We start from the raw sequence: 18661 nt of genomic DNA on the forward strand, positions 1-18661 counted from the left end.
TCATTATTCAAAAGCCCCCTGACTCTAGCGAGTCAGGGGGCTTTTTTTTATGCAGAAAATTAATTGATAAGCCAGTCATGAAAATCTGTATAAGCCTGATCAGTCATTCATTTTAATATATTGATCATAAAGGATTTATTACTATTCAAAAGGCCACATGCTGTTCATTCATATTTTGAACGTCTTGCTGCGGATAATGGAAATGCAGTAAGTTTTGCATAATCAGCTAAGCTGTTTAAGTGGCTGAACGCCTTAGTTTAAATAATCTGTATTTTTTTAATAAAACTGTGCTATAAATAATTAAAACGGCACAATAATTGCTTATAAGTTGCGCCATCAGGCGAGGGAAAATCATCTATGAAGCTATCGGTTGGATTGAAAGTTGCAAATTCGCTGTCTTTAACGCCGCAGCTGCAACAGGCCATTCGTTTGCTTCAGCTTTCCAGCCTCGAGCTGGAGCAGGAGATTCAGGTGCAGTTGGACAGCAATCCGCTGCTGGAAAAAATTGAAGAGCAGGCGAGTATTGAAAGCCTGTCTGCGCTGAACGAGCTGGAGCAGGAGCGCAAGGATTTAACCAGTGAGCTGAATGCAGATCATTTGCCGGATGACCTGCCGGTGGATACCGACTGGGATGATGTTTATACCCATCAGCCCACCAGTTTGGGCGCGGCCGAATTTGAAGAGCGCGAAGATAACCGCCAACAGCATGTAAGCCTTAAAGCGCATATGCTGGAGCAGGTTAATCTGCTGCATTTTTCTGCAGTGGATCAATTGATTGCGCACTGCATTATTGATTCGCTTGATGACAAGGGTTTTTTGGATTGTGAGCTGTCAGAAATTACCTTGTCGGTTCAGCATCTGCTGCAAGGCATGGGCTATGATGAAGATGTTGAAGAAGATGAAGTTCTGGTTGTTCTGAAGCATATTCAGCGTTTAGAGCCGGCAGGCATTGGCGCAAGAAATCTGGCGGAATGCCTGGCGGTACAGCTGGAAAATCTGCCTTTGAATACGGTGAACCGCAGAGAGGCGATGCTGTTGCTGCGGCATTATGAGCTGCTGATCAGCAATGAGCTGCCTAAGCTGGTGAAGCAAACGGGCTTGAATGCCGAGCAGCTGAAATCCGCTGTTGAATTGCTGAAAACGCTGAAAGCCCATCCCGGCATTGAGTTCGAGAACCGTGATTCTGACTATCAGATTCCAGACGTGGTGGTTGCGAAAAAAAGCGGCAGCTGGCATGTGCAGCTGAATCAGGATGTCATGCCGAAACTGCGGGTGAATTCATTTTATGCCGGCATGATCAAGCGTGCAGACCAGAGTGATGATAATCAGTATCTGCGTAATCAGATGCTGGAAGCGAAAAACTTTATTAAAAGCATTGATGAGCGCCATAAAACGCTGCTGAAAGTCGCCACCTGCATTGTTGAGCATCAGCGCGCGTTCTTTGAGGTTGGCCCTGAAGGTATGAAGCCTTTGGTGCTGCGGGATATTGCGGAAGAAGTGGAATTGCATGAATCCACAGTATCGCGGGTGACCACCAGCAAGTACATGCTGACGCCGCGCGGCCTGTATGAGCTGAAGTATTTCTTTTCCAGCCATGTCGGAACCATTTCCGGCGGCGAAGCCTCATCTACGGCGATCCGGGCCAAAATCAAAAAGATGATTGCTGATGAAAATATACGCAAGCCATTGTCTGATAACGCAATTGCAAATATGCTGAAAGATGAGGGTATTGATGTGGCGCGGCGCACGGTCGCAAAATATCGCGAATCGTTACATATTCCGTCGTCTTCTGAACGAAAAGTCTTGATCTGATTTTCGAAATCTGACTATTCTAGAGGTTCATTATGACGAAATAATGAATCTCTTTTTTATTTAAGGAATGGCCGGAATGATTTGATTTAAATGCATAGCTCCAGCAATTTGCAGTTATCCGAAGCTTTTGGCCAGCTCCTTGCTAATCCTAAAAGAAGGTGAGGGATAGATTTATGCAAATTACCATTCGTGGCCATCATTTAACTGTTACACCTGCTATTGAAGAAGATATTCGTTTTAAGTTTGCGCAGATGACTCAGCATTTGGATCAAGTCAACAGCATGCAGGTCAAGCTGACCAAAGACCATCAGATTGATAAGCGCTCAAGAAAAGGCAGCTCAAATCATATTGCGGAAGCGATTATCCGCTTGCCGGGGGCGGAGCTGTTTGCGCAGGCGACGGCAGATGATATGTATACCTCGATTAAGAAGCTGACAGAAAAATTAAAAAGGCAGCTGCATAAGCACCGGAAAATGCAATTGACCTATCTGCCGCTGGCAGTTTAGCGCTTAATCTGCGCCAAAAAGAGGTTTTCATTAACCTCTTTTTTTATGTATATATTGTGCGTGATTAATGAATTATTTTTTTTGATTTATAGTAAAATGGCACGTTTTACACCCTTAGTCCTATAAGAGGTCTTGTGATGAATAGTGAACAGCTCACTGATATTTTGAAAGCTGCTTTTCCAGAGGCTGAAGTTGCAGTAAGTGGGCAAGGCGGCAAATTTGATCTGCGCATTGTGGATGACCAGTTTGAAGGCAAGCGCCCGGTTGCCCGCCAGCAATCCGTTTACGCGCCGTTGAATTCCTATATTGCCAGCGGTGAAGTTCATGCAGTCACTATTCGCGCAATGACCAAAGAAGAATGGCGTAAAGCAAGCCTATTCGGAGCTTAATAATTAAATGGATAAGTTTTTAATTCAGGGCGGCGTTAAGCTCGAAGGTGAAGTCCGGATTTCCGGCGCAAAAAATGCGGCGCTTCCGCTGCTGGCGGCCATGATTTTAGCCGACTCCCCAATTACTTTAACCAATGTGCCGAATCTTAAAGATGTGAATACATTGGTAAAATTAATCGCAGGGCTGGGCGTTCAGATTTCCTATGAAGGCGATACGGTCAAAGCGGATACATCGACGCTGGATAATCAGTTCGCTCCGTATGAGCTGGTCAAAACCATGCGCGCCTCTATTTTAGTGCTTGGCCCGCTATTGGCGCGCTACGGCAGCGCACAAGTATCACTTCCAGGCGGTTGCGCCATTGGTTCACGTCCAGTTGATCAGCATTTAAAAGCATTAGAAGCTTTAGGCGCGCATATTGAAGTTGAAAATGGTTATGTACATGCCAAAGTCGATGGCCGCTTGAAAGGCGGTGAAGTGGTTTTTGATGTAGTGACCGTAGGCGGTACCGAAAATATTTTAACTGCGGCGGTATTGGCGGATGGCGTGACGACAATCCGCAATGCGGCACGTGAACCTGAAATTACCGATCTGGCGCAAATGCTGATAAAAATGGGCGCCAAAATCGAAGGCCTGGACACCGATACTTTGGTGGTGACGGGCGTAGAAAGCCTGCATGGCTGCGAATATGCTGTGGTTGCGGACCGCATTGAAACAGGATCATATTTAGCTGCTGCCGCAATTACCGGCGGCCGGGTAAAAACCACCCATACCGATCCGAACCTGCTGGAATCTGTATTGGACAAGTTTGAGGAAATGGGCGCGGAAGTGACCCGCGGCGATGACTGGATTGAACTGGACATGCTGGGCAAGCGCCCGAAGGCGGTCAGCTTTCAGACCTTACCGCATCCGGAATTTCCAACCGATATGCAGGCGCAGCTGATGGCGGTCAATGCAATTGGCCGCGGCTTTGCGACAATTTCTGAAACGATTTTTGAAAACCGTTTCATGCATGTGCCTGAACTGGCCCGCATGGGCGCAAATATTCAGGTTGAAGGCAATGATGCCGTGGTGACCGGCGTGGACAAACTGTCGGCGGCGCCCGTGATGGCGACAGATTTGCGCGCTTCATTCTCACTGGTTCTGGCTGCCCTGGCGGCTGAAGGGGAAACGCTGATTGACCGCATTTATCATATTGACCGCGGTTATGAAGAGATTGAAGCGAAATTACAAGGTTTAGGCGCCCAAATTAAGCGAGTAAGTTAATGAGCGATATGAGAAACGATGATCCAAACTTTGACGTTATGGGCAATTTTGATCATGGTTTAACTTTAGCATTAAGCAAGGGACGCATCTTAAAAGAAACTTTGCCACTGCTGGAAACAGCGGGAATCAATCTGCTGGAAGATCCGGATAAATCGCGCAAGCTGATTTTTCCGACCACGCATAAGCAGGTGCGCATTCTGATTTTGCGCGCTTCCGATGTGCCGACCTATGTTGAAAACGGCGCGGCGGACTTGGGCGTGGCAGGCAAAGATGTGCTGATGGAGCATGGCGCGCAAAACGTTTATGAGCCGCTGGACTTGAAAATTGCCAACTGTAAGTTAATGACCGCAGGCAAAGTCGGCATGGCGCGCCCTAAAGGCCGCCTGAAAATTGCGACCAAATATGTGAACCTGACCCGCCAGTATTATGCGAGTTTGGGTGAGCAGGTGGATGTGATTAAGCTGTACGGCTCAATGGAGTTGGCGCCGCTGGTTGGCTTGGGCGATTACATTGTCGATGTCGTCGATACCGGCAATACCTTGCGCGCCAATGGCCTGGAGCCATTGGAGGAAATCTGCAAAGTGTCTTCACGCCTAATCGTCAACAAAGCCAGCTTTAAGCGCAAGCAGCTGCTGCTGAACCCGATTCTGGCGCAGCTGGAAACGGCTGTAGAAGCACGGGAAAAAGCCAAGCAGGCTTAATGCGCATTAAAAAACCGCCTCAAAGTGCGGTTTTTTAATGCGCATTAATCTAAAGGTTTTATAATTTCGAAATTAATATGAGCTGAATCAGCTTTATAAACTTTAAATAAAGCGCTTTTATATGAATATATTCCACTTGGTTTATAGTCTAAATTTACTTCTTGTGTGAAAGCTGGTTTTATATAACCACCATTTGTAAATTCATTATAAGTAAAGCGTATTTGTCCACTTGATACTCCTGAATATGTGACTGTAGCGCTAGGAGTTATGGATCTATAGCTGTCATTAAGGTATTGAATTTTACTATTTTTTGTTCCTTTAATTGGTTTGTCTAATTTTATTTGGTAAAAATTAGGGTTATTTACAGGATGCCAATTCCAAAAAAAATCAGTAGCCTCATTTGTTCCTTTGGGTACATATAAACCTATAAATGCAGAATTGGACTTTTCTGAAGTTTGTACATTTTCTTTGGCTTTATAGTATGAGCCATGATTATTTTCATGGTAAAGAAAAAAATCCATTGGTTTTAAGTAGTAAGTAACAATTTTACGTCTGTGTTTTGCATAAACATTATGTGATTCAGCAATACTGAAAGTTTCAGATTTAAGGGTTGATGCTTCCCTAGAGTACTCACCAGCAGTAAACATGACCTCACCAACATGTGCAGTGGTCTTATGTGCAGGTAAAAGGGTTTTGCCTGGAACTTTTTGGACTACAATATTAGGAGATAGTCTTATGGTTTTTATCTCAGTTGATGAACAGCCAATGGTAAGGAATGTGAAGAAAAGGAGAACAGAATTCTTAAACATTTGATCCCTCTAAAAGTATGAATTATGCTATGGATTGTAATGTATTAAGTTTTTGTTTTCTATTTTGATTTTTCTATGTAATGTCGATTGCAATAGTTTCATTTGGAAAAAGATTTATGAATTAATAAATTCAATGATAATTATCTATAAAAACTCTTTATTGCTGTAAAACCTAAGTCCCACAAATTATTCAAAACAAGGTAAACTAAAGTTTTCCAATTCAAACCTTGTGGGTAAATTGATGCGACGTTTATCGACTCAAGATCAAAACTTCAAGCAGGCTTTTGCTGACCTGCTGGCTTTTGAGACAGTTAGTGATTCTGAACTTTTAAAAACCGTAGATCAAATCATTGCTGATGTCCGTCAGCATGGTGATGCTCATGTTCTTAAACTCACTCAACAGTTCGATCGACATCCCGCGCATCAATTTTCTGATCTAGAACTGAGCCAAGCACAGCTCAAGGCAGCCTTTGACGGCTTAAATACTGAAATCCGTGAAGCTCTGGAACTGGCCACCGGCCGCATCCGTGAATTCCATCAGGCGCAAAAGCAGGAAGGCTGGACTTATGTCGATGGCTTAGGCAACACTTTGGGCCAGAAAGTTACTCCGCTGGACCGCGTCGGCATTTATGTGCCGGGCGGCTTGGCGTCCTATCCGTCCTCCGTGCTGATGAATGCGCTGCCTGCGCAGGTAGCCGGCGTGCCGGAAATCATCATGGTGGTGCCTGCGCCGAACGGCGAGCTGAATCCTCTGGTTTTGGCTGCTGCTTATTTGGCTGGCGTTCACCGCGTGTTTACCGTGGGCGGCGCGCAGGCAGTCGCTGCTTTGGCTTACGGGACTGAAAGCATTCCGTCTGTAGATAAAATTACCGGGCCGGGCAACCGCTTTGTGGCGGCTGCCAAGCGCGCGGTATTCGGCCAAGTCGGCATTGATATGATTGCCGGCCCTTCTGAAATTCTGGTGTATGCGGAAGGCGCAAACAATGCAGAATGGCTGGCGATGGATATCCTGTCGCAGGCGGAGCATGACACCGTTGCGCAGGCGATTTTCATCACGCCGGATGAACAGCTGCTGAATGGTGTTGCGCAGGCGGTGGAAAAGCATTTGGAGGCATTGCCTAAGGCTGAAATTGCCCGCACATCGATTGCTAACCGCGGTGCTCTGGTGCTGGTGAAAGACCGTCAGGAAGCAATTGAGCTGATTAATCAAGTAGCGCCCGAGCATTTAGAACTGTGTCTGGATGAAGCGCAGGAAATGTCGGAAAGCATCCGCCATGCCGGGGCAATTTTCATGGGGCGCTATACCCCGGAAGCGATTGGCGACTACTGCGCCGGGCCAAACCACGTTCTGCCGACATCAGGCACCGCGCGCTTTTCGTCACCGCTGGGCGTGTATGATTTCCAAAAGCGCTCCAGCCTGATTATGTGCTCGCAGGATGGCGTGAAAAGCCTGGCGAAAACCGCTGATGTGCTGGCGCAGCAGGAAAATCTGGATGCGCATGCGCGTTCAGCGCGCTACCGCTATCAGTAATTTAAATCCTGCCTTCAACCCGATTCTCAAAGAAAAGTTCCTTCTCCCTCAGGGAGAAGGTTAGGATGAGGGTAATCTTGTAAGGCGAATGTTTTAATAGCCTCTCCCTTGCGGAGCGGTGCTCCTCATCTCCTGAAAGGAGAGGGAAATAAGAGAATATAAAATGTCTACCATCACCACAGAACAGATGCGTTTTTGGAGTCCGGCCGTACGTGAGCTGGAGCCTTATGTGCCGGGCGAACAGCCGAAAATTCAAAACTTATTAAAACTGAATACCAATGAAAACCCGTATCCGCCATCACCGAAAGTAGTCACAGCTGTACAAGCTGTTTTAGCTGACTCTGCCGATGTATTGCGCTTATATCCAGACCCGGATGCGTCCGCTTTAAAGCAGGCGATTGCGCAGCAGCAGCATGTGGATGCTGCTCAAGTCTTTGTCGGCAATGGTTCGGACGAGGTTTTGGCGCATATTTTTAAGGCATTTTTCGTGCAGGAATTGCCCGTGCTGTATCCCGACATCACTTACAGCTTTTATCCTGTTTACAGCCAGTTCTTTGGCGTGAAAACCAAAGTTCTGCCGCTGAATGATGATTTTGAAATTGCGCTGAATGACTACAAGCAGGCCAATGGCGGGATTATTATCACCAACCCGAATGCGCCGACCAGCATTGCGCTCGGCTTAGCCGCCATTGAAGAAGTGCTGCAGGCCAATCCGGATTCAGTGGTGGTGATTGATGAAGCCTATGTGGATTTCGGCGCAGAATCTGCAGTGAATTTGGTGGAAAAATACGGCAATTTAGTGGTCTGCCAAACTACCTCCAAGTCGCGCTCATTGGCGGGCCTGCGGGTCGGTTTCGCCATTGCGCAGCCGCATTTGATCGCAGCGCTTGAAGCGGTGAAAAACAGCTTTAACTCCTATCCAATTGACCGCTTCGCTATCGCCGCCGCTGTGGCTTCATTTGAAGATCAGGCTTATTTTGAGGCGCAGTGCCAGAAAGTAATCGCCAGCCGCGCCAAGCTGGCTGCCGATTTGGACGCTCTCGGCTTCAGGGTTTTGCCGTCTAAAGCCAACTTTCTTTTTGCCTCATTGCCGGCGAGGGATGCCGGTGAACTGGCGGCTGAACTGCGTGAGCGCGGCGTGATTGTGCGCTATTTCAACAAGCCGCGGATTAATCAGTTTTTACGCATTACGGTTGGAACGGATGAGCAGAATCAGCGCTTAGTGGATACGCTGAAAAATGACATTCTGGCTTAAATTTTCCTCAGCCCTTTTGGGGAAAAGCTGAATGCAGGCAGTCAAAAGCGGATCTTGATTTGATATGAAGATCCGCTTTTTTAATGGCGGCTCAGCTTGGCCTGGAATGAGTTTAATCTTCAGGCTGGCGCCAGGTATTGAGCAAATTCAGCATGGCGGAAACTTTGTCAAAGCATTCCTGATATTCTGCATCGCAATCTGAAGCAATGGTGATGCCGCCGCCGGCCCATAGCGACACTTCATCCTGATATTTCTGAATAGAACGGATCAGGATATTCCATGACCCTGTGCCGTCATGATTGAAATAGCCCATGGAGCCGCAGTAAGCGCCGCGCGGCGCGCCTTCCAGTTCATCAATAATCTGCATGGCGCGGATTTTCGGCGCGCCGGTAATTGAGCCGCCCGGCAGGGCAGACAGCAGCATCTCAAAAGGGTTCACATCATCTTTCAGGGTTGCCGTGACTTCGCTCACCATGTGATGCACTTGGTTGAAGGATTCAATTGCAAACAGTTTTGGCGTTTTGACGCTGCCGGTTTCCGCATAGACGCTCAGGTCATTGCGCAGCAGGTCAACAATCATCACATTCTCCGCCTGATCCTTTTCTGACTGCTGCAAAGCCCGCTTAGACTGCTCATCTGAAACCGGATCACTGAAGCGCGGCATGGTGCCTTTGATCGGCTTGGTGACAATTTTTCGCTCAGCTTCAAAATCAATGAACAGTTCAGGCGAGCAGCTCAGCAATTCAAAATCATCAATCCGCAGATAGCCCGAATAAGGCGCATCGGTCAGGCGCCAGAACTGTTCGGCCGTGTCCAGCAGGGCGCCATGGGCCGGCGCGCAGAATTCCTGCGTCAGGTTAATCTGATAGCAGTCTCCCGCTTTGATGTATTCCTGAACCTGCTGAAAGGCGGCTGCATACTGCGCTTTGGGCCAGCGCGCGGTGCAGGGGGCTATTAAGCGGAAGCTTTCCGCATGGTTCAGATTCTGCATTGATGACCGCAGCAGGGCTTCAATTTCAGCAAAATCCTCCGCAGGGCAGTGCAGCATCCAGCCTGCTTCAGTCCATTCCAGATAAGTGCTGAAACGGCCTAAAAAAAGGCTGGGCTGGTTTTTCTGCTGCAGGGAAATCTGCTGCGACGCGCCGTAGTCATAGCTGATGAAACCCACGAAGCCGCCCTGAAAGCGCCCGCTGCAATTGCCTGCCGGCAGGCCGCTGCCCAGTTCCGGCAAATGCTCAGCTTCTTCTGCCGCGTAGGCCTGCAGGCCGGTTTTTGAATAATGCGTCAATTGCTGGCTGATCAGAACAAAATATTCATCCGCAAGAAAAGCAATCAGCGGCTGCCCGCTGTTCTGCAAATAAACGGCATGCGGAAAACCGGCCAAGGCCTTTAAAATCTGGCTAGGCGCAATATTTTGATTAAACAGAATTTTTTTATGGATTTTCGGGTTTTGCATGCGGAAATAAAATGCAGAATTCAAAAGAGATAGGCCTATTTTATCGCAATGTGCGGGGCTTGTTGGTGTAAATACCGTTTATCGGCAACAGAAAGATTGCGACCAACAGCAGTTGATCAAAAAATGGCGCAGATATACTTTAGTCAGGCGGGCAGACTACTCAAGGAAAGATGTAACGGCTGCCATAAAATAAATAAGCAGCGGTCTATATCGAGTGGTTGAAAATCAAAAAAAATAATACTCTTGGGAGAGTAACAGATGAAAAAGTTTACTAAACTTGTTTTAGTTTCTTCTATGGCAATCAGCGCAAACGCAATGGCGATGCAGGCAATGGATGATGCCGCGCTAAGCGCTTCAACCGGTCAAGACGGCATTAATATCGGCATTGGCATCTCAAAAATTGAAATCGACAAAGTTTTAATTCACGATAATGACGGCCTGAATGGCACAGCGGCGAATGCCGGCGCAATCGTGATTAAAGGCAACGGCATTTCAAACATGGTCGGCGGCGTAGAAACGAACGTTGTGAAGGATAAGGGTATTGTCATTGGCGCGAACTATGCCGATGGGGGGAAATACTTACTGGCGTCACGCAACTTAGCTGACTTGAAAATTGACAGTGACGCCGGCGCAGGATCAGGCAATACAGCATTCATCAACATTGCAGCGCAAGTTTCCGGCCTGGATATCAATATCGGCGAAATTGGCGTAACAGCTTCCGGTACAGCTGGCGCTGGCGCAAATGCAGGCACAATCCGCCGCGGCGGCGATGACTCAAATTACAATGCAATCTTAAGCGGACTGTCTTTGAAAACAGGCCAAATGGATGCCAATATTCAAGTGGGCGCGGCCCCTCAAGGCGCTATGGTCAAGCTGAATACGAAGATGATTGGCGGCTTGGAAATTAAAAATCTCGGCATTCTGGACAATTCAACCAAAGGCAAGGCTGTAGGTTCTGTTTCAGTTGCCGGCACCCCAACGCCGGTAGCAACGAAGGAGGCGGGTGAAATTTTTGTTGAAAGCATCAAGCTTGCTGATGCAGGCGGTTCAGATTTAACGATTAATTCTGATATTCAAGTCTTTAACGATGCTTATGTCGGCGGCGGCTCTACACTTGGCAAAGCGGCGCATATCCGCATTGTCAGCAACGATACAGGCGCAAAAGATACGTATATCAAAGGCATTCACTTGGGCAACCGCAATGCGGGCTCAATTGGCGATGTAGAAGTGCAAGGCATGCAAACCTACTACTCAACTGCTCCAGGCTCATATACCAAAGGCGCAGTTATTACGATTTCCGGCCACTAAGATCTAAGCAGAAAAAGCGCGTGAAATTCACGCGCTTTTTTTTACAAAAAAACGCTGAAAGCCAGCAAAAAGATAAAAAAAATACTGTTTTTCTTTGAAAAAAAAGGTATCTTGCACAATACATGGATGTAGGGCTCCGGCTCTAAAATAAAGATAAAAAGGCATAGATTTGCCGATAACTAAAAAAAGTCAAAAGATATGTTAGAGATAGCTCTAGGCTCGGCATTGATGTATTACTTTGCCAAAGAGTCCTTCGATATAAAAGAAAAGCCGGCAGGGGCAGTGTATTACACTGAAACTCTGGATTCGCGCAATGATTCCTATACGCGGATGCACCGTGAAGCCGTCAAAATCAAGCCTGCAATTGAAGACCAGTTCCGCGGAATTGTGCGCCAAGCCTATGACTACAGCTGCGGTTCAGCCGCATTAACCACTTTGCTCAACGGCTATGTGGGCACACAGCTGACCGAACAGCAAACCATGAAAGGCCTGCTGAAGTTCGGCGAAACAGAAAAAATCATTGAACGGCGCAGCTTTTCACTCTTGGACATGAAGCGCTTTGCCGGCGCCCTGGGGCTGGAAAGCGGCGGCTACAGAGGTGAATTTGCTGATTTGGTCAGCCAAGGCCAGCCGGCTATTGTTCCAATCTCCTATGCTGGCTTCAAGCATTTTGTGGTATTCAAGGGTTATAAAAATGGCCGGGTTTATGTGGCGGATCCGGCGCTGGGCAATATCAGCTTTGACGAAACGCGCTTCAAAGAGATTTGGGAAAATAACACTTTATATTTGATCAATGTTGCGCCTGAGCAGCGGAAAAACTTGCTGGCGCTGCAGGATGCCGACATGCGCCATGTCGAAGATGCGACAGTCAACCGCTACGCATTTGCCGATATTCAGTATCCGCAATTTTACATGGAAAAAATTGCGGACAAAGCTTCTACAATCCGGCTCGATAAAAACATGAATGAAGAGTCGGAATCTTACGGGCAGCCGGCATACAACTATTTGCGCCTCTACTATAAGAGCAAATGATTTTTTGAAAAAAGCGAAATTAAAAAAATAAACGCAGCGGGATGGAATATGAAAAGTAAATGGATGAACAGAACCATATTAGCTATGGGGATTCAGCTGGCGATTGGCGCCGCCTATGCAGCCGAAGAGCCGGCTCTAGGAGAATATGAAGCAGCTGCGGAACAGCCGGCGGTAGGCGGCTATGATGCTGTTGAGCAGCAGGATGCGCCAGCGCCACCGGCAGGTGAGCATGCCCAGGCGTCCAGTGCGCTGCAGCAGCAGGCGGGGGACGCCAGTCAGGAAACGAATCTGCAGGAAGTTTTTACCTCGAATGAACGCCAGTATTCATTGATTAAAACTGGTGATATTTCATCTTATTACGATATTGACTATACCTACTACCGCGACACCCAGCTGGATATGGAAATGGCCAAAGGCCAGCTTTATCAGCTGCGCGTTCAGGAAAATGCCACCCATTCCATCACCAATACGTTTACGCTGCAGTACGGCGTGCTGGATAACCTGACCTTTACCGCATCGCTGCCTTTAGTGGCGAAATCAGATTTGCTGAAGGATGCCTCGACTGCAGGCTTAGGCGATATTTCTCTGGGCGCGCGCTGGGAGCCTTTCCCGCTGAAAGCCGGGCGGATGCCTTTAATCCTGTTCGGCAGCCTGTCCACCAAGACCGGCGACAGCCCTTATGAAGTCAATGCTGCTTCAGATTTGGCGACAGGCAAGGGCTATTATTCTGTTGGCGTGGGCGCAAGCACGCGCAAATATATTGACCCGGTGGTGCTTTTCGCTTCCGTCTCCGCCAATTATGGCCTGAAAGAGGATGATTTAAATCAGCGCCGCGGCACCCGGGTAATCAAGGAGTTTGATCCGGGCATCAGCGGCGGTTTTGCCTTCGGTTTTGCCTACTCATTCAACTATGACGTATCCATGACCATGTCCTATCAGCAGAGCTTCAATACCGGCGCTGAATTCGGCTACAGCACGGGCGAATCGTATTCGCCGGCCGACCAGACCAGTTCAACTTTGGCGATTTCCCTGGGCGTGCGCGTATCTCCGGACACCATTGTGAATGGCACCGTCGGTTTAGGCTTAACGGAAGATGCGCCGGATGTTTCGCTCGGCCTGTCCTTCCCGCTGGATATTTTAGGTTTCGGCAAGAAAATCCGCTAAGAGGGCAGTCGCATGAATCAAATCCGACTCAGCCCGCTCGTCAGCGCGATTATTTTGGCGGGCTGTTCCAGCACCGCATTTGCGCAGCTGGGAACAAACTTATCTGTAGATACGCGCGCTCTGGCGCTGGGCAATGCGGTAACTGCTGATCCGCCGGGCATCAGCGCCGTGCATTTCAACCCAGCGGCCTTAACGAAAATTGAAGGCCTGCAGACCGATGTGCAGGGCATCGTTGCAAATTTTGATATTAAGCGCGAGTTTTCCGTTCCCGCCGGCTATAACGTTTTTGGCTATTCCGATGATCCGATCGTCTGCAATGACGGGCCGGAAGTTGCATCGGATATCTGTACGGACTTTAAAGGCGCAGTGCACGGCGATGTCGAATACGCCAGCCTGTATGTGCCGGTTTTAAAGAAAATGGTGGATCTGGGCGAAGGCATGCCGCTGGCGGCGCCGACTGCGGGCATCGCCTATAATCCGCCGGGTTCCAAGGCCACCTTTGCGACGGCAATATATGCGCCATTGATTGCCGGCTTTGGCGCCGAAAACGGCAATCCCGGAAACTATATGGGGCAGCAGGTTGCGCTGGAGCGCATCACCTATTTGTCGCCGTCCATCGGCTATCAGATCAATGACCAGCTTTCGATTGGCGGTGGCATAGGCATGTCCTATCAGGCGATTGGCCTGAAAACCGATCTGCGCTTTCCCAATGAGCTGATTGGCATGCTGCGCATGATTGATGAAGTGGTCTGCACGCCTTTCAAGGAAAATTCAGACATTATCACCGATATCCTGCTGCTGGGCATGTGCAATGCAGACGAAGGCATGAACCCTTTCGGCCGCTTTGGCCAAATGCAGCTGGCGATGGAGCAGTCGCTGAGCCCAAGCTATAACCTGGGGGTGCTGTGGGAGCCGGCGGAAGACTTCAGCTTCGGCATGGTGTATCAGAGCGCAGCCAAAATGCGCTTAAAGGGCAAGTACCATATTGATAATGCCAAGGCGCCGCAGGAAATGATCAAAGGGCTGATGTCGTCTCCGACCGGGCAGATCTTGGCTTCGATTCTCGGCTTCCCCAGCTCGGTGCCTGCCAGCGAGTCCGGCCTGGTGGCGATGGATTTTGAATATCCGGCGCATTTTCAGGCCGGCGTTAAATACAAGCTGATGCCGGACTTGCAGGTCAATTTTGATGTGGGCTGGACCGACTATAAGGCATGGGATAAATTCCGCTTTGAATTTGACCGGCAAATTTCAGCGCTGAAAATTGCGAAACTGCTGTCTGAAAATATCAGCGACTCCTCTTTAGCGCTGCCTTTGGAATTTACCTCGCCGTGGAATTTCGGCATCGGGCTGGAATATTCTGCAACAGACCGCCTTAAACTGCGCGCAGGCTATGAGCCGCGGGCCAGCGCCATTCCTGACGGCAAGCGCAATACCATGATTCCCATCAATGGCGCGCAGCTGTTCGGCTTAGGCGTCGGCTACCGCTTTGATGCGGATACCGATCTGGATCTGTCGATCGGCTTCCTGCGCAGCAAAGACAATATTCCGGCAAACAGCAGCAGCATGGCGAACCAGACTGGGGTTAACAATATTTTATTAAACCCCTATGCGGGCCTGAATGTTAAGACCGATACAAAAATTACGATTCTGGGATTGAACTATAGAACACGGTGGTAGGGTAGGAATAAGGATGAAAGGGAATTTATTGATGCAGTCGATGCTGGCATGCGCAGTGCTGCAGGCATCGGTTTCCTATGCAGGCGCATTTCATACCATTATTGGCCCGGATGGCCGGCCGATGGTGGTGCAGCTGCCGGATCAGGCCGCGCCGCCGGCGGTTCAGAATGCGCTGCCGGCAGCGGCGCAGGAAGAACGCTTGCCGGAGCCTTCTGCGCATTTGAATCCAGCCCAAGCGCAGAAAATCCAGCAGGCGCTCAAAGATCTTGAATCTTCATCCAGCCAGCAAAAACTGCAGCAGAAAACACAAAGCGTCATGCTGCAGCCGCAGGCCTCGCTGGCGCCATCAGCAAAGCAGCCTTCGGAACAGTCCGTCCGCCAAGCCGCTGTACAGCCGGTAGCAGCATCCGCGCCTAAAAAAACTGCAGCTGAACCGCATGCGGCGCAAACGCTGCAAAAGGCTGCTGTTCCAGCGCAGCAGGGCAATGGCGCTGCGGAAAGCGCTGAGCTGGAGAAAAAGCGGGAAGCATCATTCAGGGTCTTGCCGGCGGAACTTGTGCAGCACCGGCCGGAAGTACCCCAGCCAGCGCAGCAAAGTGCGGAACAGCGCGCCGGCTTTTCCGCGCTGGGCGCTGAGCAGTATGTCAATAGCGAATATCTGGAAGATAAGGAATTCAATCTGGAAGGGAAAAAGCGCTTTTATGCGATGCCTGAAGGCGTGATTGACCCCAAAGCCGGTTCCACCCGGATGCAGATGGTGGAGCGCGAAAAAGGCGTCAGCAAATCGGTGCTTGCTTCTGTATTTAAAACCCGTCAGCCGGCTGCGCAGGGCCCGGTAACTTTGTCGGCGTCCTATTACAGGATTTCCGGGGAAGATGCGGCCAGCAGCCTTGGCCGGCAGTGCTTTCAAGGTAAAAAAATCAGCAAAGCCAAAAACTTAAAACTGCAGTCCGAGGTGAATCTCTGGCCGCGCGCGCCATTGAATGATGAGTTTGATTTTGAAATTGTCAGAGTGGAAGGAGCGCTAAAGAATATCCAGATCAGCTCATATGCTTCCAATCAGCATAATCCGGCATTTTACTGGCCATTTGCGGTATTTCTGGACCGGCAGGGCTGCGTGCTGGAAGGCGCAGGCGGCTATAAAAATAATGGCGCCGGCCCGGACTACCTATACCGGGAGCGCATTGAGGGTGTAATTCAAGTACCCGATAAAACTGAATATATTTTACTTACGCCCTTAGCTGCAGCCATTGATGTGGAGCAGCGCGCATTGGCCAATTATGGGCAGCTTAAATTAATTGCAATCCGTTAAGGATAAACTAGAGAATCAGGATGAAAAATAAAAGAATATTGCCGTTTGCCTTGGGCGCATTGGCTGCCGCTTTAAGCGGCTGCGGCGGTGAAAGCGCCAATATTATTCCGGAAGCTTACGATACCAGCACCGAAAATGGCGCCTGCTACAGCAATAGCTCCGGCTGCATGGAGTTTGTGCTGGATTATCCTCTGGAAGGCTTGAATTTCACCTGTTCAAGCGATGCAAAAAATAAATTCATTACCTTATTCAATGTGAATGAAAGCGTGTCCAGCGGCGCCTGCAAAATGGGCGATACCGTGACTTTCTATCTGATGGGGGACAAGGAGCGTAAAATTGACTTAGGAAAAGTCAATTTAAGCGCGATTTCCAATGTGGCCAGCGGCGTGTCGCCGCCGCGCTTAACGCTGCTGGATATTGCCGGCGGCATCACTGGCCAGGCCGCGCAGGCGCTGAACAAAAATGATGATACAGTCAAAACCGCGATGCGCTTGGCCAAAATCATTCAGGCGATTGGCCTGAAAGATGCCCGGATTGATGCCGCTTCAGACATTCAGCCAGTGTATATGGATGCGGAAAACCGCACGGGCCTGGAAGGGCTGGCCAAGTCTGTCACCTTGGCGGATTTCAAAAATCCGGATGAGGCTGCATTCAGCCAGCTGTTCAGCCCTTGGCTGAACCTGCAGCAGGTCAGTGATGACGACGCCTTTAAGGTGGTGGCCAAATTAGCCAATATTTCAGCTGCCGGGGTTTTTCAGCCGGAGTTTGCCTTATTTTCTGCGCCGCAGCTGATGATTTCCGGCATCAGCGGCTCAAACGGCTTAGTCGGCTGCGATAAAGCGGAATGCCTGCCGGAAGACACAGGAAAAACCAACTCATTCGGCCACTTTATGCTGATGACTGACCGCCAGGGCATGACATTCGGCAGCGGGGTGCAGTGGCGGGGCAAAGTGGAAAAAAAGCTGACGACAATCGGCGGCGTCAATCTGGAGCTGATGCTGACCGCGAAGCCCAAGCAAATGACCGCCGCGCAGCAGGACAACTGGATTGATCCGGTGACCCATGAAATTGACCGCAAGCGCCAGCGGGGCTTTAAATTTGACTTCAATGAGGCCGGCACAGAACCGCTGCTTATTAAGCAGGGGACTTTGCTGGCGGATAAAATGGTCGCAGGCACGGGCGGCGGACTGTACAGGGCGCTTGCCGGCCTGAGCAGCTCCGCTGTGCTGACTGCGCAGGACGAGGCGCGGCTGGGCCGCTGGGAGCAGCGCGTCAGCGGCGCAGACTATAAGGGAACGCTGGATCTGTACAAGCAGTTCCCGGTCACTTATTTAGATAAAAAAGTATTCAAAACTGAAGGCAATGTCAGGGCATCGCAGAATTATATCTTCCCGCTGTATGCTGACTTGACGTTCAAGTTTAAAAATGCAGGGGTGAAGCCAGTCAAGCTGGGCATTGTCATTGACCGCAATGGCGATATCCGCACCAATATGCGCCCGAATGTGCCGGACGATGCCTTTACAGACCCGATGACCTCACTGGCGGACTTGTCCACTGATCCAGCGGATGGCTGTTCAGGCGGCGATGTGCTGGATCCGCTGCTGATGCAGGATGATTCAGGCACGCAGCAGTACCGCATCGGCACGGTTTCCCGGGCATTCACCAGCGGCTCAAAGGTCACGCCAAATGCATTGTCGCTGCGCATGATTTTGGGTGATCAGGCTTTTGGCACGCTGAATGGCGCTTTAATCGGCATGAATACCACTATTAAAACTTCGCCGGACAGCAATGAAAATATTGTCGTTGGCGGCGCGCTGCTGCAGATGGAGAGCCTGCTGAATGCTGCGGCGGGGTCGCGCCCTTCCGGGGTTGCCTTTACCGATTCTGCAGGCAAGGCGGCTCAATGGGCCAACAGTTTTGCCAGCTTTAACCGGACTTTCAGCCTGAAGAATCCGAATGATGCCGATGCCAAGGCTTGGGCTAAGCTGAACGGCGGTGAAATCAGCCTGGAAGCGGCGCCGTGCTACAGAATTCTGTCTAAATAAAAGGCCTGCTGAATGGCAGCTATGCTGATCCGCGCAAAAAAATAGAGCCATATGGCTCTATTCGTTAAAAGACAGATAGTGTGAGATTGAATTTTTTAATTAAATCAAAGCCACTTAAGTTTTTATGACATTCAATCTCAACTTGTTTGTGCCACATAAGTTAAGATTTTCTGAGAATTTATGACACATAAGCTGTCATTTTCAAAAATCAGTTTTAGTTTGGGTGGTGGGGAGTGGCAGTTCAGAACTGCAATTATTATGGGGCTTAGGAAGTAAACATATTCAAACTATATGGTAACTTCCTAATATTAAACATAAAAATAGATACTATTCCCGTTCAAAAATCAGTGAAGCGAAATTTAGACAGATTATTCGCTTTTTTGCCATGGATTTCACGGCA

15 protein-coding genes and 1 pseudogene are annotated in these 18661 nt (G+C 49.2%); 14 read left to right on the forward strand and 2 right to left on the reverse strand.

The annotated features are described in order from the left end of the window. Nucleotides 1-357 precede the first annotated feature (357 nt). The 5 genes from RSA72_RS09885 to hisG all read left to right on the forward strand — a co-directional run bounded on the left by RSA72_RS09885 (nucleotide 358) and on the right by hisG (nucleotide 4672). Nucleotides 358-1812 carry an RNA polymerase factor sigma-54 gene (locus tag RSA72_RS09885; RefSeq protein WP_332624275.1) on the forward strand — a complete coding sequence of 485 codons (1455 nt, stop codon included), beginning with the start codon at nucleotides 358-360 and terminating at the stop codon, nucleotides 1810-1812. Nucleotides 1813-1985: 173 nt separating this feature from the next. Then, nucleotides 1986-2318, forward strand: coding sequence for a ribosome hibernation-promoting factor, HPF/YfiA family (hpf, locus tag RSA72_RS09890; RefSeq protein ID WP_332624274.1), 333 nt, complete (start codon nucleotides 1986-1988; stop codon nucleotides 2316-2318). A gap of 137 nt (nucleotides 2319-2455) precedes the next feature. Beyond that, entirely contained in the window at nucleotides 2456-2707 is a 252-nt protein-coding gene (gene ibaG, locus RSA72_RS09895) for a BolA family iron metabolism protein IbaG (protein WP_067761938.1), read from the forward strand. Between the two features lie 7 nt (nucleotides 2708-2714). Next, complete coding sequence (murA, locus tag RSA72_RS09900; protein WP_332624273.1) at nucleotides 2715-3971, forward strand: UDP-N-acetylglucosamine 1-carboxyvinyltransferase; 1257 nt, start codon at nucleotides 2715-2717, stop codon at nucleotides 3969-3971. Beyond that, a complete protein-coding gene (gene hisG, locus RSA72_RS09905; RefSeq protein ID WP_332633118.1) occupies nucleotides 3971-4672 on the forward strand; it encodes an ATP phosphoribosyltransferase in 702 nt (233 codons plus the stop codon). Before murA ends, hisG begins: the two co-directional genes overlap by 1 nt. A 44-nt stretch (nucleotides 4673-4716) precedes the next feature. Here hisG and RSA72_RS09910 read toward each other — a convergent pair whose 3' ends face one another. Continuing rightward, nucleotides 4717-5481: a hypothetical protein gene (locus RSA72_RS09910; protein ID WP_332622715.1), complete on the reverse strand. Its 765-nt coding sequence runs from the start codon at nucleotides 5479-5481 to the stop codon at nucleotides 4717-4719. Nucleotides 5482-5710: 229 nt separating this feature from the next. Here RSA72_RS09910 and hisD point away from each other — a divergent pair, with 229 nt between their 5' ends. Together hisD and hisC are read left to right on the forward strand one after the other, a co-directional pair. Beyond that, nucleotides 5711-7012 (forward strand): histidinol dehydrogenase, encoded by a 1302-nt coding sequence (gene hisD, locus RSA72_RS09915; RefSeq protein WP_332622716.1) that lies wholly within the window; start codon nucleotides 5711-5713, stop codon nucleotides 7010-7012. Between the two features lie 163 nt (nucleotides 7013-7175). After that, complete coding sequence (hisC, locus tag RSA72_RS09920; protein ID WP_332622717.1) at nucleotides 7176-8267, forward strand: histidinol-phosphate transaminase; 1092 nt, start codon at nucleotides 7176-7178, stop codon at nucleotides 8265-8267. A 112-nt stretch (nucleotides 8268-8379) separates the two neighbouring features. Here the strand turns inward: hisC and pabB are convergent, their stop codons facing one another. Then, entirely contained in the window at nucleotides 8380-9723 is a 1344-nt protein-coding gene (gene pabB, locus RSA72_RS09925) for an aminodeoxychorismate synthase component I (protein WP_332622727.1), read from the reverse strand. Nucleotides 9724-9981: 258 nt separating this feature from the next. On the opposite strand from pabB, the gene filA reads away from it, so the two are divergent. The 7 genes and pseudogenes from filA to RSA72_RS09960 all read left to right on the forward strand — a co-directional run. Next, a complete protein-coding gene (gene filA / locus RSA72_RS09930) occupies nucleotides 9982-11031 on the forward strand; it encodes a putative pilus system protein FilA (protein WP_332622718.1) in 1050 nt (349 codons plus the stop codon). A 198-nt stretch (nucleotides 11032-11229) separates the two neighbouring features. Then, on the forward strand, nucleotides 11230-12063 hold the full coding sequence (gene filB / locus RSA72_RS09935) for a putative pilus system C39 family peptidase FilB (protein ID WP_332622719.1): 834 nt from the start codon (nucleotides 11230-11232) through the stop codon (nucleotides 12061-12063). A 48-nt stretch (nucleotides 12064-12111) separates the two neighbouring features. Continuing rightward, nucleotides 12112-13227 carry a putative pilus system protein FilC gene (gene filC, locus RSA72_RS09940; protein ID WP_332622720.1) on the forward strand — a complete coding sequence of 372 codons (1116 nt, stop codon included), beginning with the start codon at nucleotides 12112-12114 and terminating at the stop codon, nucleotides 13225-13227. Nucleotides 13228-13239: 12 nt separating this feature from the next. Beyond that, entirely contained in the window at nucleotides 13240-14904 is a 1665-nt protein-coding gene (gene filD / locus RSA72_RS09945) for a putative pilus system OmpP1/FadL family transporter FilD (protein WP_332622722.1), read from the forward strand. A gap of 13 nt (nucleotides 14905-14917) precedes the next feature. Then, nucleotides 14918-16216 (forward strand): putative pilus assembly protein FilE, encoded by a 1299-nt coding sequence (gene filE, locus RSA72_RS09950; RefSeq protein ID WP_332622723.1) that lies wholly within the window; start codon nucleotides 14918-14920, stop codon nucleotides 16214-16216. A gap of 20 nt (nucleotides 16217-16236) precedes the next feature. Next, complete coding sequence (gene filF, locus RSA72_RS09955) at nucleotides 16237-18261, forward strand: putative pilus system protein FilF (RefSeq protein ID WP_332622725.1); 2025 nt, start codon at nucleotides 16237-16239, stop codon at nucleotides 18259-18261. Nucleotides 18262-18568: 307 nt separating this feature from the next. Further along, nucleotides 18569-18661 (forward strand): annotated as a pseudogene (locus tag RSA72_RS09960) (IS1595 family transposase); the annotation flags it as partial.

The organism is Acinetobacter sp., assembly GCF_036659555.1.
Taxonomy (GTDB): Bacteria; Pseudomonadota; Gammaproteobacteria; order Pseudomonadales; family Moraxellaceae; genus Acinetobacter.

What these genes read in the sequence shown, in the direction of transcription:
- RSA72_RS09885 (WP_332624275.1), top strand. Translation starts at nt 358, where the DNA reads ATGAAGCTATCGGTTGGATTGAAAGTTGCAAATTCGCTGTCTTTAACG.
- hpf (WP_332624274.1), top strand. Translation starts at nt 1,986, where the DNA reads ATGCAAATTACCATTCGTGGCCATCATTTAACTGTTACACCTGCTATT.
- ibaG (WP_067761938.1), top strand. Translation starts at nt 2,456, where the DNA reads ATGAATAGTGAACAGCTCACTGATATTTTGAAAGCTGCTTTTCCAGAG.
- murA (WP_332624273.1), top strand. Translation starts at nt 2,715, where the DNA reads ATGGATAAGTTTTTAATTCAGGGCGGCGTTAAGCTCGAAGGTGAAGTC.
- hisG (WP_332633118.1), top strand. Translation starts at nt 3,971, where the DNA reads ATGAGCGATATGAGAAACGATGATCCAAACTTTGACGTTATGGGCAAT.
- RSA72_RS09910 (WP_332622715.1), bottom strand. Translation starts at nt 5,481, where the DNA reads ATGTTTAAGAATTCTGTTCTCCTTTTCTTCACATTCCTTACCATTGGC.
- hisC (WP_332622717.1), top strand. Translation starts at nt 7,176, where the DNA reads ATGTCTACCATCACCACAGAACAGATGCGTTTTTGGAGTCCGGCCGTA.
- pabB (WP_332622727.1), bottom strand. Translation starts at nt 9,723, where the DNA reads ATGCAAAACCCGAAAATCCATAAAAAAATTCTGTTTAATCAAAATATT.
- filA (WP_332622718.1), top strand. Translation starts at nt 9,982, where the DNA reads ATGAAAAAGTTTACTAAACTTGTTTTAGTTTCTTCTATGGCAATCAGC.
- filB (WP_332622719.1), top strand. Translation starts at nt 11,230, where the DNA reads ATGTTAGAGATAGCTCTAGGCTCGGCATTGATGTATTACTTTGCCAAA.
- filC (WP_332622720.1), top strand. Translation starts at nt 12,112, where the DNA reads ATGAAAAGTAAATGGATGAACAGAACCATATTAGCTATGGGGATTCAG.
- filD (WP_332622722.1), top strand. Translation starts at nt 13,240, where the DNA reads ATGAATCAAATCCGACTCAGCCCGCTCGTCAGCGCGATTATTTTGGCG.
- filE (WP_332622723.1), top strand. Translation starts at nt 14,918, where the DNA reads ATGAAAGGGAATTTATTGATGCAGTCGATGCTGGCATGCGCAGTGCTG.
- filF (WP_332622725.1), top strand. Translation starts at nt 16,237, where the DNA reads ATGAAAAATAAAAGAATATTGCCGTTTGCCTTGGGCGCATTGGCTGCC.